16 protein-coding genes are annotated in these 14,860 nt (G+C 67.5%); 5 read left to right on the forward strand and 11 right to left on the reverse strand.

What is annotated here, in order from left to right; genetic code table 11:
- Window positions 1-60 precede the first annotated feature (60 nt).
- From speB to RS83_RS05905, 3 genes are read left to right on the forward strand one after another with little or no spacing between them, the layout of a single operon-like run.
- Window positions 61-1,032 (forward strand): agmatinase, encoded by a 972-nt coding sequence (gene speB, locus RS83_RS05895; RefSeq protein ID WP_419760968.1) that lies wholly within the window; start codon window positions 61-63, stop codon window positions 1,030-1,032.
- Window positions 1,029-2,123: a C45 family autoproteolytic acyltransferase/hydolase gene (locus RS83_RS05900; RefSeq protein WP_052678900.1), complete on the forward strand. Its 1,095-nt coding sequence runs from the start codon at window positions 1,029-1,031 to the stop codon at window positions 2,121-2,123. Before speB ends, RS83_RS05900 begins: the two co-directional genes overlap by 4 nt.
- 40 nt (window positions 2,124-2,163) lie before the next feature.
- Window positions 2,164-2,604 (forward strand): winged helix-turn-helix domain-containing protein, encoded by a 441-nt coding sequence (locus tag RS83_RS05905; protein ID WP_045278678.1) that lies wholly within the window; start codon window positions 2,164-2,166, stop codon window positions 2,602-2,604.
- Window positions 2,605-2,660: 56 nt separating this feature from the next.
- On the opposite strand, the gene RS83_RS05910 is transcribed toward RS83_RS05905, so the two are convergent.
- From RS83_RS05910 to RS83_RS05930, 5 genes are read right to left on the reverse strand one after another with little or no spacing between them, the layout of a single operon-like run.
- Window positions 2,661-3,416 carry an SDR family NAD(P)-dependent oxidoreductase gene (locus RS83_RS05910; RefSeq protein ID WP_045278595.1) on the reverse strand — a complete coding sequence of 252 codons (756 nt, stop codon included), beginning with the start codon at window positions 3,414-3,416 and terminating at the stop codon, window positions 2,661-2,663.
- A 20-nt stretch (window positions 3,417-3,436) separates the two neighbouring features.
- Window positions 3,437-4,576 carry an acyl-CoA dehydrogenase family protein gene (locus tag RS83_RS05915; protein ID WP_045278596.1) on the reverse strand — a complete coding sequence of 380 codons (1,140 nt, stop codon included), beginning with the start codon at window positions 4,574-4,576 and terminating at the stop codon, window positions 3,437-3,439.
- Between the two features lie 20 nt (window positions 4,577-4,596).
- The gene (locus RS83_RS05920; RefSeq protein ID WP_045278597.1) at window positions 4,597-5,919 is read right to left on the reverse strand and encodes a dihydrolipoamide acetyltransferase family protein; all 1,323 of its coding nucleotides are present in this window, start codon (window positions 5,917-5,919) and stop codon (window positions 4,597-4,599) included.
- Window positions 5,920-5,933: 14 nt separating this feature from the next.
- Complete coding sequence (locus RS83_RS05925) at window positions 5,934-6,905, reverse strand: alpha-ketoacid dehydrogenase subunit beta (protein WP_045278598.1); 972 nt, start codon at window positions 6,903-6,905, stop codon at window positions 5,934-5,936.
- The gene (locus tag RS83_RS05930; RefSeq protein ID WP_045278679.1) at window positions 6,902-8,008 is read right to left on the reverse strand and encodes a thiamine pyrophosphate-dependent enzyme; all 1,107 of its coding nucleotides are present in this window, start codon (window positions 8,006-8,008) and stop codon (window positions 6,902-6,904) included. Before RS83_RS05930 ends, RS83_RS05925 begins: the two co-directional genes overlap by 4 nt.
- A 160-nt stretch (window positions 8,009-8,168) precedes the next feature.
- On the opposite strand from RS83_RS05930, the gene RS83_RS05935 reads away from it, so the two are divergent.
- Both RS83_RS05935 and RS83_RS05940 read left to right on the forward strand, forming a co-directional pair.
- A complete protein-coding gene (locus RS83_RS05935; RefSeq protein WP_045278599.1) occupies window positions 8,169-8,672 on the forward strand; it encodes an Lrp/AsnC family transcriptional regulator in 504 nt (167 codons plus the stop codon).
- Between the two features lie 366 nt (window positions 8,673-9,038).
- Window positions 9,039-9,521, forward strand: a complete 483-nt coding sequence (locus RS83_RS05940; RefSeq protein WP_419760972.1) for a hypothetical protein — start codon at window positions 9,039-9,041, stop codon at window positions 9,519-9,521.
- Window positions 9,522-9,535: 14 nt separating this feature from the next.
- Here the strand turns inward: RS83_RS05940 and RS83_RS05945 are convergent, their stop codons facing one another.
- The 6 genes from RS83_RS05945 to RS83_RS05970 all read right to left on the reverse strand — a co-directional run bounded on the left by RS83_RS05945 (window position 9,536) and on the right by RS83_RS05970 (window position 14,858).
- Window positions 9,536-9,748, reverse strand: a complete 213-nt coding sequence (locus RS83_RS05945) for a hypothetical protein (RefSeq protein ID WP_045278601.1) — start codon at window positions 9,746-9,748, stop codon at window positions 9,536-9,538.
- Between the two features lie 13 nt (window positions 9,749-9,761).
- The gene (locus RS83_RS05950) at window positions 9,762-10,355 is read right to left on the reverse strand and encodes an isochorismatase family protein (RefSeq protein WP_045278602.1); all 594 of its coding nucleotides are present in this window, start codon (window positions 10,353-10,355) and stop codon (window positions 9,762-9,764) included.
- A 76-nt stretch (window positions 10,356-10,431) separates the two neighbouring features.
- On the reverse strand, window positions 10,432-11,697 hold the full coding sequence (locus RS83_RS05955) for a family 1 glycosylhydrolase (protein WP_045278603.1): 1,266 nt from the start codon (window positions 11,695-11,697) through the stop codon (window positions 10,432-10,434).
- An 8-nt stretch (window positions 11,698-11,705) separates the two neighbouring features.
- On the reverse strand, window positions 11,706-12,575 hold the full coding sequence (locus RS83_RS05960) for a carbohydrate ABC transporter permease (RefSeq protein ID WP_045278604.1): 870 nt from the start codon (window positions 12,573-12,575) through the stop codon (window positions 11,706-11,708).
- Window positions 12,572-13,528: a carbohydrate ABC transporter permease gene (locus RS83_RS05965; RefSeq protein WP_045278605.1), complete on the reverse strand. Its 957-nt coding sequence runs from the start codon at window positions 13,526-13,528 to the stop codon at window positions 12,572-12,574. The genes RS83_RS05960 and RS83_RS05965 overlap by 4 nt, the downstream gene beginning before the upstream one ends.
- Before the next feature lie 64 nt (window positions 13,529-13,592).
- Entirely contained in the window at window positions 13,593-14,858 is a 1,266-nt protein-coding gene (locus tag RS83_RS05970; RefSeq protein ID WP_230114224.1) for an ABC transporter substrate-binding protein, read from the reverse strand.
- Window positions 14,859-14,860: the final 2 nt, after the last annotated feature.

A 14,860-nucleotide genomic window follows, 5' to 3' on the forward strand; every position in this document is an offset into this window, starting at 1 on the left:
TCGCCCCGGGCGTCCTCCCTATCTTGGGAAAAGCCCGCCCACCGAGAAGGAGTGACTCTCATGTCCGAGGATGCCGCGACCGAGAAGCGAACGATCATCATGCCGCCCAACTCGATTCAGGCGGTGCCGCGGTACGCAGGAGCCTCGACCTTCGCCAGGCTGCCCCGCATCGACGAAGTCGACCGCGCAGACGTCGCCGTGCTCGGCGTGCCCTTCGACTCCGGCACCAGCTACCGTCCCGGCGCGCGCTTCGGTCCGGAGGCCGTGCGGGCCGCCTCGAAGCTGCTGCGCCCGTTCCACATCGGGCTGGAGGTGGAGCCCTGGGTGACGATGCAGATCGCCGATGCAGGCGATGTGGGCGTGACGCCGTTCGACATCGCTGAGGCGATCGCCGGGATCGAGCAGGCCGCCCGTGCTCTCTCCACGAGAGCCGACCGCATCGTCGCGATCGGCGGCGATCACACCATCGCGCTCCCGATGCTGCGTGCGGCCCACGCCCAGCACGGCCCGGTCGCGCTCGTGCACTTCGACGCCCACTTCGACACATGGGACAACCTGTTCGGTGCGCAGACGGTGCATGGCACCCCGTTCCGCCGCGCGGCCGAGGAAGGCCTGCTCGATGTCGGCGGCTCGGCCCATGTCGGCATCCGCAGCACCACGCCCTCCGCGCAGGACTTCACCGACGACGCAGAACTCGGATTCGCGACCTTCACCACACTCGACGTCGCGCGACGGGGGATCGACGACATCATCGACCGCGTCCGGACGCGCGTCGGCGATCGCCCCGTGTACGTCAGCATCGACATCGATGTGCTCGACCCGGCGCACGCCCCGGGCACCGGCACGCCCGAGCCCGGCGGCCTCTCGACCAGAGAGCTGCAGCTCATCCTGTACGGGCTGGCCGATCTGCACGTGATCGGCGCCGATGTCGTGGAGGTCGCCCCCGCATACGATCACGCGCAGATCACCGCGCTCGCCGCCGCAGGCGTCACCTTCGATCTCCTCGCCATGATGGCGAAGGCGGCACGGTGAAGCCACAGGCGGATGCGATCGACGCCGGTGGTGCGGCGCCGATCATCGAGCTGAGCGGCGACGGGCTCACCCGTGGGCGCACGCACGGCGAAGCAGTGCGAACGCTCATCGCCACGTCGATGGAGCGCTGGCGTGATCGGATCGCGCAGCTCACCGGGCGCTCCTCCGACGAGCACGTGGCACGCTTTCTGGGCGCCTCGCGGCTGATCGACACGGTGCGCACAGGCTCCCCCGACCTCTATGACGAGGTGCTGGGCATCGCGGAGGCCAGCGGGCAGCCTCTCGACGACATGTTCGCGTACAACTTCATGGACGAGGAGTGGCGGTACTCGGGTACGTCCGCGATCGGGTGCAGCGTCGTCGGCATCGAGGGGGAGCGGGGTGTGCTCCTCGGTCAGAACATGGATCTCCCCGTGAGCATGGACGGCTCGCAGGTGCTCCTGCACATCCGCGGGGATGCCGACCCCGAGCAGTTCGTCGCGAGTGCTGCGGGGATGATCGGCGTCCTGGGAGTCAATCGCGAGGGTGTCGCGTGTTGCGTGAACACACTCGCCCAACTCCCCAGCGCGCTTGATGGCATGCCTGTCGCCTTCATCGTTCGCGAAGTCCTCCGCAGGCGGACAAGGCCAGAGGCCGGCGCATATCTTCGGTCCGTGAAGCATGCATCGGGACAGCACTATGCCATCGCGGATCGACACGGAATCGACTCGTACGAGGCCTCATCCGTCGGCATCGCCGCTCGCCCGATCTCGAATCCTCGCCTCGTGCACACGAACCATCCGCTGTGGACTCCCGGGTCGGCTGAGCTCGCGGCGAAACCCGAGGAGCTCGAACTCTCCGGTACGCGGTCTCGATACAACTACCTGAGCGTCGCGGTGCCGCAGATCCGAGAAGCGGCGGAACTCGAGTCCGTGTTCGCCTCGCGCGACTCCGGCGTGTGCGTGACACCTCGCCCGCCGCGGATGACCAGTACCTTCTGCGGCGCCCTGTTCGAGATCGGCCAAGACGAGGTCCGCGTTCGGTTCGTGCTGGGGCAGCCAGGGGTCGTCGAGTGGAAAACTGCGCCGTGGATCACTCCGGCGAGGGTGTGACCGTGCTCGGGCTGTGCGCGATCGACTCGCGGTTCGCGACATGAGCGACGAGCAGCAGCGACCGGACCCGGTGCGCACGACGTCCGCGCAGCTCAAGGCATACGCGCATGAGACGCGTCGAGACATGCTGACGTTGCTCCGTCGGCGGGATCGTCTGCGAGCGGCCGATATCGCAGAGGCGCTGAATGTCGCAGCCGGCACGGCCAGCTTCCATCTGCGGGTCCTCGCCGAGGCGGGCTTCATCGAAGAGGCTCCGGAGCATGCTCGCGATCGCCGCGACCGGGTCTGGGTGGTGCGCGCCCCGGTCGAGGTCCGGACGATGTTCTCGCAACGCGCTGTGCGGCTGACCCCTGCCGAGCTCGATGCACTGACGGAACGGATCGAGGGTGTGATCTCGACGGCCGTCGATGCACACGACCGCAACGATCCGGACGGCCGTTCGTGGCAGATCGACCTGCTGGCCGTCGATGGCCGGATCTGACGGGGCCGCATCCAGGGCATCGAGAAGGTGCCCCGGTCGGCGACGAATCCTGAGATCTATCGGGCGCCCATGCGGAGCGCGCCGTCCATGCGGATCGTCTCGCCGTTCAGATAGTCGTGCTGGATGATCATCGTCACCAGTTGTGCATACTCCGTCGGATCGCACAGTCGGTGGGGGAAGGGAACGCTCGCGGCGAGGTTCGCCCGGTACTCGTCGCTGACCGTCGCGAGCATGGGCGTGTCCACGATGCCGGGCGCGATGGTGCAGACACGGATGCCGTGCGTGGCCAGGTCACGCGCGGCCGGCAGCGTCATCCCGACGACGGCTCCCTTCGACGCTGCATATGCCACCTGACCGATCTGACCGTCGTAGGCGGCGATGGAAGCGGTGTTCACGATGACGCCGCGCTGCCCGTGTGCGTCGGGTGTCTGCGCCGCGATGGCTTCTGCGGCCACGGACATCACCAGGAAGGTGCCGACCAGATTCACACCGACCACCTTCTCGAAGAGCGCAGGGTCGTGCGCCCCGGCGCGTCCGACCAGACGAGCCGAGGGGGCGATGCCTGCGCAGTTGACAGCGACACGCAGAGGAGCCCCTGCGCTCGCGGTCCGCACGGCGTCACGCACCTGTGCCGCATCGGTCACATCCGCCGCGACGAGGGTGACGCCGTCGACGGTGGGCGCCGAGGTGATCGCTGCGGGGAGGTCGAGCGCGAAGACCTCTGCGCCGTGCGCGGCCAGGGCGCGGGCTGTCGCCGCACCCAGACCCGAGGCGCCTCCGGTGACGATGGCGGATGAGCCGTTCAGCTGCATGATGGTCCTTTCCTGGTCGTTCAGTGAGCCAGTCCGCGGCTGATGACGAGTCGCTGAATCTGGTTCGTCCCTTCGAAGATCTGCATGACCTTCGCTTCGCGCATGTACCGTTCGGTGGGGAAGTCCTTGGTGTAGCCGGCGCCGCCCAACACCTGCACCGCATCGGTCGTGACTTTCATCGCGTTGTCGGTGCACACGAGCTTGGCGATCGATGCCTCGTGCGAGTATGCACGACCAGCATCCTTCAGCCGCGCCGCGGCGAGGTAGGTCGCGCGAGCCGACGCCACTGCGGCCGCCATGTCCGCGAGCAGAAAGGCAAGGCCCTGATGCTCGATGATCGACCGGCCGAAGGCCTCCCGCTCGCGGGCGTACTTCACCGCCACCTCGAGCGCCTCCTGCGCGAGGCCCGTCGCCACAGCGGCGATACCCAGCCTTCCCGCATCCAGTCCGGACAGCGCGATGGGGAGCCCCTGTCCTTCCGCGCCGAGTCGGCGCTCGGCCGGGATGCGCACCTCCTCGAAGATCATCGTGGCCGTCGTGGAGCTCATGAGCCCCATCTTGCGTTCCGGGTTGTCTGCGGAGAGGCCGGGGCTGTCCGCAGGAACGAGGAAACAGGAGATCCCGCGGCTGCCCTCGCCGGTGCGAGCCATGACTTTGTAGAAGTCGGCCTTGCCGCCGTGCGTCGTCCAGGCCTTGGCGCCGTTGAGGACATATTCGTCGCCGTCGAGCACTGCTCGGGTTCGCATCGCCGCGGGGTCGGAGCCGGCATGCGCTTCGGACAGGCAGTATGCGCCGAGGAGATCGCCGGAGAGCATCTCCGGAAGCCAGCGCTCCTTCTGCGCGGCGCTTCCGGCGGTGAAGAGGCCGAAGCAGGAGAGGATGTGGACGCTCACTCCGACCCCCACGGACGCGGATGCGGATGCCACCTCTTCCAGGACCTGAAGGTAGACCTCGTAGCTCTGCCCGCCGCCGTCGTACTCTTCCGGGTAGGGCAGGCTCAGCAGCCCCGCTCGGCCCAACGTGCGGAACACATCACGGGGGAAGGATGCCGTCGCGTCGAGTTCCGAGACGACGGGGCGCAGCTCCTTGCCCAGGATCTCGCGCGTCAGCTCGATGAGATCGGCGGACTCCTCCGTTGGCATGATTCGGGTGACGGGCATGTCGGCTCCTCGGTGGATGGTCAGAGAACGGCGAGCTCGGGCTCGCGAAGGAACGCGGCGGTGTCGGCCAACAGCTCGGACGCCTGCTGTCCGTCGAGCACCCGGTGGTCGAATGACAGTGACAGGGTCGTCACCCAGCGCGGCATGAGCGTCTCGGCGTCGCCGCTTCCGAGGACCCAGGGGCGGCGAGTGATGCTGCCGACGCCGAGGATGACGGTCTCGCCAGGATTGAGGATCGGCGTTCCCGCGTCGACGCCGAACATCCCGAAGTTGCTGATCGTCGCGGTGCCGTGGTTCATGTCCTCGGGTGCTGTCTTGCCGGCGCGAGCCGTGGCGGCGAGGTCGGCGATGGCCACGCTGAGATCGCGCAGGCCGAGGCGTTGAGCGCTGCGGATGTTCGGAACCACGAGACCGCGAGGTGTCGCAGCGGCGATGCCCAGGTTGATCTCCGACAGCTGCACGATCTCCTGCGTCGCCTCCTCCCATCGAGAGTTGGAGATCGGGGTGCGTTCGATGGCGCGGACGAAGGCCCGGGCGATCAGGCTCAGTGGACTGAGCTTGACGTCGGCGAACTCCTTCCGAGCGGCCAGGCGCGAGCGGAGTTCCATCGAGCGCGTGATGTCGAAGGTCACGTACTCCGAGACGTGCGGAGCGGTGAACGCCGAGCTGACCATCGCCGCCGCCGTGTGCTTGCGTACTCCTCGGATCGGTATCCGGATCTCGGGGGAGGACTCGGCCGTCGATCGGGGCGCGCGGTGCGTGTCCGCCGCGGACAGGACGTCGTCCTGTGTGATCGTCGTCGCGGGTCCGGTCGGCGTGACCGTCGCGAGGTCGACGCCGAGATCCTTCGCCAACTTCCGCACGGGAGGGGTGCAGCGGATCGGCACTGCCGCCTCGATGGGGGCGGTCGTCGCGGGATCGATCGGGGCCGTCGCTGGAGCCGCCTGATCGTCCGCGCCTCGTCGCCGCCTCGGTCGCGGTGCTCCTGGACCGTAGCCGACGAGGAGCTTCGGCTCTTCCTCCGGGTGCTCTTCAGGCTCGATGACCGGGTCGACGACTGCGCCGGCATCGGCTCCCGTATGCGGTTCTCGGTCGAGTGCACCGGTCGAGATGCTGATGATGGCGGCGCCGACGTCGACGGTCTCGCCCTCGGCGAAGTGCAGCGCCACGACCTCGCCGGCGAACGGCGAGGGCAGCTCCACCAGGGATTTCGCCGTCTCGATCTCGACGATGACCTGATTGGTCTCGACGATGTCTCCCGGCTGCACGGACCACGAGACGATCTCAGCCTCGGTGAGTCCTTCCCCGACGTCGGGGAGCGCGAACTGTTGGATCTCTGCCATGTCTTCCTCGACGTTCAGTAGGTGAAGCTGCGATCGATGGCGTCGAGCATGCGGTCGGCGCCGGGGAGCCAGTCCCGTTCGAGTCGGCTGGCCGGGTAGGGAGTGTCGTACCCGGTCACCCGGATTCCGGGGGCGGCCATCGAGTAGAACAGCGTGTCCTGCACGCGGGCGATGATCTCGGCACCGAGCCCGGCGGTCTGCGAGGCTTCGTGGGCGACGACGAGCCGACCTGTGCGCTCGACCGAGGCGAGGATCGTCGCATCATCGATCGGAGACAGGCTGCGCAGGTCGATGACCTCGATCGAGCGGCCGTCGAGCGCGGCCTCCGCAGCGACAGTGAGGGCGGTCGGCACGAGGGCGCCGTAGGTGACGAGCGTCAGATCGCGTCCTGCACGGACCACCCTCGCTGCGCCGAGCGGCAGGGGTGTCGCATCCTGATCGATGTCGCCCTTGAGCCAGTAGTTGTGCTTGGGTTCGAGGAACACCACCGGGTCGTCGCTCTGGACAGCGAGCCGGATGAGGTCGAACGCCTCCTGCGCTGACGAAGGGCACACCACACGCAGCCCTGCCGTGTGGGCGAAGTAGGCCTCCGGCGATTCCGAGTGGTGTTCGATCGCGCCGATACCGCCGCCGAAGGGGATGCGGATGACGACCGGGAGAGACACCATGCCCTCCGAGCGGTGTCGGTACTTGGCGAGCTGGGTGATGATCTGGTTCATCGCGGGGAACACGAATCCGTCGAATTGGATCTCGCAGACGGGGCGGTAGCCGGCCATCGCGAGACCGATCGCGCTGCCGACGATGCCGGCCTCGCCCAGAGGGGAGTCGACGACCCGCAATTCGCCGAACTCCTGCTGCAACCCGTCAGTGACCCGGAAGACGCCACCGAGGCGTCCGACATCCTCACCGATGAGGATCACCTTCTCGTGCTCAGCGAGCAGTGAGCGGAGTCCGTCATTCAGTGCTCGGGCGATCGCTGTGCTCATGATGCTGTCGCCTCTCCGGTGGCGACGAACGCGAGGTGAGCGGCGAGTTGCAGCTCGAGCTCGGCCGGCATGGTGGCGAGCGTGTGCAGAAATGGAGTGGCCGGGTCGGGTTCGGGGAGCGCGCGGCATCCGGACCGGATGCGTTCGGCGAGGAGCTGCTCCTCCGCGGCGACCTCGGCGAAGAAATCCGGGGCGACCCCGCTGCTCTCCAGATGGGTGCGCAGCCGGGCGATGGGATCCAGGGCGCTCCAGTGCTCGGTCAGCCCCGCATCGCGGTAGCGGCCGTCGTCGTCGGAGGTGGTGTGCGGGTTGCGCCGGTACGTGATCGCCTCGATCAGCGTGGGACCACCTCCGGCCCTGGCCCGGTCGAGCGCATCGACGGTCGCCGCATGGCTGGCGACGACGTCGTTGCCATCGACCCGCACACCGCGGAAGCCGAATCCCTGGGCGCGCTGGGCGACCGAGACACGACTCTGCACGGAGTAGGGGGCGGAGATCGCCCACTGGTTGTTCTGGCAGAAGAACACGACCGGCAGGTTCTGCGCTGCCGCCCACACGAACGCCTCATTGGTCTCGCCCTCGCTGAGCGCCCCGTCGCCGAGGAAGACGAGCACGGCTCGATCGCGATCCGGATCCCCGGTTCCGACATCGCCGTCACGGACGATGCCCATCGCGTAGCCGACGGCGTGCAGCGTCTGGGCGCCGATGACCAACGTGTAGAGGTTGAAGTTGTTCTCGCGAGGGTTCCAGCCGCCCAGGGTGGTGCCCCTGAACAGGCCGAGCAACTGCACGGGATCGACACCGCGGCACCACGCGACGGCGTGTTCGCGATACGTGGGGAAGGCGATGTCGCGCGGACGGAGCGCACGCCCGGCGCCCACCTGCGCGCCTTCCTGACCGAGCATCGACGGCCACAGCCCGAGCTCGCCCTGGCGCTGGAGAGCAATCGCCTCGGTGTCGACTCGGCGGCTGAGCACCATGTCGCGGTACATCACGAAGAGATCGCCGCCGACGGTCGTCTCCCGGTGGAGCACGCCGTCGGGGCCGAGGCAGGTGAGGATCTCGTCGTCGAGGGCGGCCTCGGCCGTCTCGGGGTGCAGCATCGTCACGTGGTGATCTCCTTCTCTGCCGTCAACACAGATCCTCAGGTGATCATGTTGTCAAGTTACAATGTCTTGAGCGCGGCGATAGGCGCAATTGATTCCTGAATAACTAAGCGGTCTGTATAGCTACGGCCCGCCGACCACAACGGAGGTGGCGGCAATGATCAACATCGATCGACTCGACTCGGAGATCATCGGACGGATGGTCAGTCACGCCCGACCAGGAATCGCCGAGCTGGCTGGTGCCCTCGGGGTCGCGCGCAACACCGTGCAGTCGCGCCTGCGCCGCTTGGAGGAATCGGGTGTGCTCATGGGCCTGCATCCGATCGTCGACCTGGAATCGGCCGGCGTCGCGGTTCAGGCCTTCGTCGCCCTCGAACTCGACCAGCGGAAGCTGCCCCGGGTCGTCGAAGAACTCGCCGCGATCGCGCACGTGCTCGAGATCAACACCCAGGCGGGACGCGAGGACCTGCTTGTGCGCGTCGCTGCACGGACGCACCGCGACCTGCAGGGTGCCGTCACCCGGATGATCGAGATAGACGGGGTGCGCAGCACTGTGACGACGATGATCGTGTCCACGCCGCTGCGGCTCAGGACTCAGCCGCTCCTGGCCCATCTGACTGCCCAGGCGGGGTTCGGTCGCTCCACACCCGCCCCCGACTAGGGCCGGAGGCTTCGTCGCATGACCTGCGTGAACGCGAACGACGACCTGTGCCTGCGACACGGTGCACTCAGCAGATAACCGTGTCACAGGCGCAAGCCGCCGTTGTTCTCGTCGCATTTCCGACGATGCGTTCTCACACGTCCGTCTTCATTGCCAGTTCTTCGGCCGGCTTCCCGGAGTCTGTCGAACCGTGCGATGCGAGCCTAATAATCGACTGGCCGGCGACTCAACATGTTCCGGTACAACTGTGCGAAGCACGTAGCTGGGCGTCGTGAACGCAACTCCGAACTGTGCAGACTGGTCAGCAGAAGCTGGCAAGATGATCGTGTGTTTTCGAGACCTCGACGTGCAGCGATGGTGAGCGTGATGCTCGTGACGGCCGGGTTGATGGTGAGCGCCTGCGCGCCGACCCCGTCACCGCAGGTGACGCCAGATCCGACTGCGGCTGCGACTCCGTCCGCCTCCGCCGATTCGAGCACGCCGGAGCCCACGGCGCAGCCCGGCCCGGTCGAGAGCTTCCTCGCCTGGATCGACGCATCGCGTGCTCCTGACGTCGAGAAGGCGTGCGCGGGGCTGACGCCGGAACTGGCCGACCGGATGATCGCTGAGATGAACAGCAGCGGCCCGGTGCACGTCACGGACTGCGCCGGGATGATCACCGCCACCGCCGAGCTCTATCGCGCGCTCGGACAGAGCGCCGAGGTCGACGTGACGGTGCAGGAGCAGACGGACAGCGCCGCCACGCTGTTCGCGACCTACGTCGACTCAGGAGACTGCGGCACCGTCGTGATGGAGCGATCGGCGAGCGGCTGGATCATCAACGAGCTCTCCGAGGAATGCGCGGCCTGATCCACCGGCGAGCGTCAGAACCAGTGCAACCAGTCCCCGAGGAAGAAGACTCCGACCGCGACGACGAGCGCTCCGACGCCGATCGACGACCAGAGCATCCCTCGCTTGGTGGTGTCCGAAGGTGAGAGCTCGCGGAACGACGGAGTCATCTCGTTGCCGTTGATGCCCGGCATCTGCGCGAAGTCCTGACGATACGGTTCGAACGCGTCCGACTCATCCCGATCCATGGCGACCTCTCCGTCAGCGCAGGTCGCCGACGTTTGCAACCACCGTGGCATACAGGTCGGCGATACCGGCCAGCGCCGCGCGATGCAGTTGATCGGCTGGCACGTCGCCGGCGACCGACGGCAGGCTGCGGGTGGCGGTCGCCGCCGCGACGACGGTGACGCGGTTGCCGCGGAGGAAGGCGCCCTCAGCCGTGTAGTTCACGCACATGTGGGTCATGAACCCGGCGATCACGAGGTCGTCGTTGCCCGCCGCATCCACCAGCTCGCCGAGTTCCGTGCCGACGAACGAGTTCGGGGCCTGCTTGACGACGACCGCCTCGCCGTCGATCGGTGCGACGCGCTCGTGGATCGCACCGATGTCCTCCCGGATGTCGTACGCCGACCCGATCCCGCCGTCGTGCTGCACGTGGATCACCGTCGCACCCGCGTCCCTCGCCTTTCCGAGCAGGTCGGCGGCGGCGTCGAGCGCGGCATCCCACCCCTCCAGCTCCATCTCGCCACGCGTGTACGTGTTCTGGAAGTCGACGAGCACGACGGTGGATGCCGCGAGGGCGGCCGGGCTGTCGACGATGCCGCTGAGCGAGCGGAGGGTGGCTGACGTGGTCATGGTGGTCCTTTCGCGACCGCCACGGGAAGCGCGGCCGTCATGAGTAGTCTGGCCCACCCTGAGCATCCGTCGGCTGCTATCGCCCCTCCGGCAGTGACAGCGCCCGCTGGCGCGCATGCATCGCGAAGCGGTCGGCGGCGGCGTTTCGTCGCCGCTCGAGCGAGGCGGGTCCTTCGACGAGATCGAACAGCCCCATGCTGAGCAGGTGATCAGCGCGGGGCGCCGTGCTGTGCCGGTACGTCCATTCGTACATGTCGAACAGGGGCCACCACGTGTAGCCGACGACATCGGTGCCCTCGGCGCGCAGCTCCTCGACCGCCCGGACCGAGTCGTCCATCCACGTGATGCGGGTCTCCACGTCATCCGTCACGCAGGTCTCCGCGAGCATCACCGGCGCTCCGTAGCGCTCTGCGTACGACCGCAGCATATCCTTCAGCCCGTCGACCCCGTCGTCTCTGGTCGGGCGCGGGTCGGCGAATCCTCCGCCGTGGTGCACGCCCGCCTCGAACAGCTCGGTGGAGTGCCGCGGGTAGTAGTTCACACCCATCACATCGGGCTGCACTGCGTGGTCGCGGAACCACTCGAGGCGTTCGTCGGAGACCCCGTGCGTCCGCAGCAGCGCCGCGAGCGGATGCCGATCGTCGACCCGGCCGGTGACGAGGTCCTCGACCAGGAATCCCTGATGTGCGTATCGGCCCGCCGTCTCGCGGTGCTCGGGGGCATCGATGTCGCCGGCGTACCGCATCGACGCATCGACGTGGACGAATGTCGCGCGCTCGCCGAGGGCATCCGCCACCGCCTGCTGGGTCAGCACGAACCCGCGGGCGATCGCCGTCGCGATCTCGACCAGCCCCCCTGCCCCCCGACGGTACGGCGGCCAGTACGCGTACTCCCCGCTGAACATCGAGTGGATCATCGGTTCGTTCACCGGGGTGTAGTCGGTGGCGACATCTCGGTAGCGCTCAGCGGCGCGCGCGGCGTACTCCGCGACGAACTGCGGGTAGTCGGGATGCGCGAACTGGTCGTCGATCCACAGCGGAGTGCCGTAGTGCAGCACGTCGACGATGGGGCGGATGCCGAGCTCGCCGAAGCGGTCCATCACTCGGTCGGTCCACGACCACTCCCATCGACCGCGCTCGGGGGAGACGATGTGCCATGGGATGCCCCACCGCATGAACTCGGCGCCGACCGACGCGGCGAGCCCGAGGTCGTCGCTCCACTGCGCGTAGTGCTCGGTGAGGTCGTACTCGTCGATGGGGCGTTCGCCCGCTCGTTCCTGCGGGACGAAGGTGTTCTCGATGCCGAGGCCGAAGTGGAGCAGGCCGTCGCGGTACCAGGTCATGGGGAGGCTCACTTCAGTCCGGTCGAGGCGATGCTCTCGACGAAGCGTCGCTGGATGAGGAGGAACACGATGGCGAGGGGGAGCACCGCGATCAGCGAACCGGCCATCATGACGCCCTGCGGGATGATGCCGCCGGGGCCGGTCAGCAGTGTGAGCCCCGAGGTGACGGTGCCCATCTCGGCATCCGTGGTGAACACCAGCGGCCAGAGCAGGTCGTTCCAGTTGTTGACGAAGACGTAGATGCCGAGCGTCAGCAGCGCAGGCACGGCGTTCGGCAGCACGACGCTCCGGAAGATGCGGAACTCGCTCGCTCCGTCGATGCGCGCCGCATTGTCGAGGTCGCGCGGCAGGGAGAGGAAGAACTGCCGCAGGAAGAAGATGCCGAACGCGTCCGCGGCACGCGGCGCGATGAGTCCCGCGTAGGAGTTCACCCAGCCGAGGTCGGAGACCAGCTGGTAGATGGGGATCAACGTCGCCTGGAACGGGATCATCAGGCTGGCGATGATCGCGATGAGCAGGACCCGGCTGCCCCGGAAGTCCAGGCGGGCGAGTGCGTAGGCGGCGAGCGAATCGAACACCAGCGCGAACACCGTGACGCCCCCGGCGAACACGAAGCTGTTCAGGATGAGCCGTGCGAACGGGAGCTCAGTGAAGATCCGCGTGAAGTTGTCGAGCGTCCATGCGCCGGGGAAGAGCGTCGGCGGGTAGGCGTTCACCTCGGAGACGGGCTTGAAGGCCGTGAACACGATGATGAGGATCGGGAGCATCACGGCGAGGGTCGCCACCGCGGCGACGATCAGCAGGGCGACGGATGCGATCCGCCGACGCGTCGCATGCGGGGAGCGCCGGAGCGCGGCTGACGAGGCGATGGCGGTCATGAGGCATCCTGCTCTCGCCGGGAGAAGAAGAGGAACTGGACCAGGCTGAGCACCAGCGTGATGAGCAGCAGCACGTACGACAGCGCGGACGCGAAGCCGAGTTCGAGCTTGCGGAAGCCCGATTCGTAGATCTCCATGACGATGGTCTGCGTGCTGCCGTAGGGGCCGCCCCCGGTCATCACGTAGATCTGGTCGAATGCCTGCAGCGCGGCGATCAGCGCGACGATGAGGACGAAGCCGAGTGAGTTGCTGAGCATCGGCAGCGTGATGCTGCGGAACCGCTGCCAGGCGCTGGCGCCGTCGACGCGGGCCGCTTCGTACAGGCTGCCTGGGATGTCCTGGAGTCCGGCGAGGAAGATCACCATGTAGAACCCGAAGCTCTTCCAGACGGCGACGAGCACGACGGTGGGCATGGCGAGCACCGGGTCCTGCAGCACGTTGCCCAACTGGATGCCGAAGCCTCGCAGCCAGTAGTTGAGGAGCCCGATCTGCGGATCGAGGAGGTACGACCACGCGAAGGCGGCGACTGCGAGAGAGACGATGAACGGGAGGAACAACATGGTGCGGAAGGCGCCGCGCCCCGGCAGGAGTCGGTTGTTCAGGAGCAGTGCGAACGCGAGTGCGAGCACCACCACCAGCGGGGTGAAGAGCAGTGCGTACACGGCGGTGTTGCCCATCGCGGTGAGCACGCCGGAGTCCGTGAAGACGTCGATGTAGTTCTGCAGTCCGACCCATTCCTCGTCGCCGAATCCGCTCGCGTCGGTGAACGACAGTCGCAGCGCGGAGACCATCGGCCACGCGACGAAGACCGTGAGGATGACGATGGCGGGGAGGAGGAACGCGATCACCGTCAGGCGATACCTGTTGCTGCGACGGAGTGGCGTTCTCCCGCCGAGTTGGGCTGGGGGACGGTAGTGGCGCCGGGTGGGCGGCGCTGCGGTGTGCGTCGACATCGGCGCTCTCTTCTCGATGAAGGACGTGAGAGGGGCGACGTGGGCGCCCCTCTCACGAGTTCGGTCACTTGATGGCTTGCTGGATCTCGCTCTGCGCGGCAGCGAGCAGTTCGTCGATGTCGCCTCCGGCAACGGCCTTCTGGGTGAGGGTGTCGATGGCTGCGAGCACGTCGACGCTGTTGACGACTCCCGGCAGGAGTGCCCGGCCGGTCGGTGCGATCTCGGTCAGCGACGCGACGACCGGGTTCGACTCGACCGAAGCCGGCGGGATGTCCGAGCGCAACGGCGGCCACCCAGACGCGAGTGACCATTCGGTGGCGATGTCCTCCTGGAAGAAGTAGGAGAAGAATGCCTCGGCGCCGGCGACCTGGGCGTCATCGGCCTGCTCGGTGATACCCATGGACACCCCGATGGCGGATGCCGCCTGCTGCTCGGGTCCGGCAGGAATCGCTGCGATGCCGTAGTCGATGTCGTTGTCGGCCGCGATGAACGACATCCAGGGCCCGCCGACGTGCATCGCGGCCTTGCCGGAGCTGAACAGCTCGTCAGCGCCGATGCCGTCCAACCCCGTCGGGGAGATCTTGTCGTTCGTGATGGCGTCGACCCAGTAGGCGATCGAGTCGGCGTTCTCGCTCGAGTCGATGACGGCATCCGTCGCCCCGTCGACGATCGAGCCGCCGCCGCTCAGGAGCAGGCTCGGCCACAGGCCGTTGGCCACCGTCGCGTGGTCGGGGAGTGCGAGGCCGTACTGCTCGGGTGTGCCGTCGCCGTCCTCGTCGACGGTGAGCGTCTTCGCTGCGTCGACCCACTCGTCCCACGTGGTGGGGAACCGGTCGATGCCTGCGGCCGTGAACAGCGCCTTGTTGTAGAACACCGACAGCGGCACGAATCCGGTCGGTACGCCGTACGGGGTCCCGTCGACGGTGACCATGTCGACGGACTGGTCGACGAGTTCGGACGTGTTGCTGTCCTTCGACGCGTAGAAGTCGCTCAGGTCGACGAAGGCGCCGCGGTCGGCGTACACCGGCATCCGCTCGGCGGGCATCGCGACGATGTCGGGGCCCTCATCGGAGGAGAGCGCCGGCAGCAGGGTGTCGTCGATGACTGCCCAGGTCTTGGTCTCGGTCTTGATCACGTAATCGTCCTGCGACTTGTTGAAGTCGTCGACGATCTGGTCGAGGACGTCGCCGTCGGCTTCGGTGTATCCATGCCAGAACGTGAGGGTGGTGGGTCCATCCTCTGCGGCGTCGTCCGCCGGTGCCGCGCATCCGGCGAGAGCGAGGGCTGTCGCACTCACCGCCGCGACGGCCATGATCTGTCGTCTCATCATCG

The organism is Microbacterium oxydans (assembly GCF_000956525.1).
Taxonomy (GTDB): domain Bacteria; phylum Actinomycetota; class Actinomycetes; order Actinomycetales; family Microbacteriaceae; genus Microbacterium; species Microbacterium oxydans_A.